Consider the following 665-nt stretch of genomic DNA (forward strand, 5'->3'; position numbering starts at 1 on the left):
GCGGTCAATGGTTCTCAGCTTTATTCGATGAGCAATATGTTAGCGTCATATTTTGGTGGCGGAGCTCGATATGAGAATGGGGAATGGACAGGTCCGACCTTCAAGGTTCCTGTAGTCAAAGAAGATGGCAGTGCAGTTGAAGAGCAAAGTTATGATGATGTAGCGAAAGCGTTTGCTGGTGTAGGTACTTCTATCACGAACATTCATAAAGAACTTAAGAATGAGATTAGCCAAGTTGTTGGTGACAGTCTTATTAAGCAAGATGCTTATACAGATGTTATAGCGATTGGTGGTGAAAAGAGCGGTACAGAAGTTACGCTTTTGAATACTAATGGAGCGTCTCGGACTTTGTCGGGTGTGAAATCAGGAATGCTTTCTGCAGTTTCGACAGAAGCGGTCAATGGTTCTCAGCTTTATTCGATGAGCAATATGCTAGCGTCATATTTTGGTGGCGGAGCTCGATATGAGAATGGGGAATGGACAGGTCCAACCTTTAGAGTTACGCAATTTTTTGATGATGGTACTTCTAATGAGAAGACGCTCTATGATAATGTAGCAGCAGCGTTTGATGGTGTAAGTGGAAGTATGTCACGTATCAATGATCGTATTACTGATGTTTCCAAGAATGTTGCGTCGAATGGTTTAAATTGGAATTCATCTGAGGG

The 665-nt window shown here is 42.3% G+C and carries 1 pseudogene; it reads left to right on the forward strand.

Annotated elements, in window-relative coordinates:
• Window positions 1-665: pseudogene (locus J7R07_RS07970) on the forward strand (Vomp family autotransporter); the annotation flags it as partial.

Origin of the sequence: Bartonella phoceensis, from assembly GCF_902825145.1 — a bacterium.
GTDB lineage: Bacteria > Pseudomonadota > Alphaproteobacteria > Rhizobiales > Rhizobiaceae > Bartonella > Bartonella phoceensis.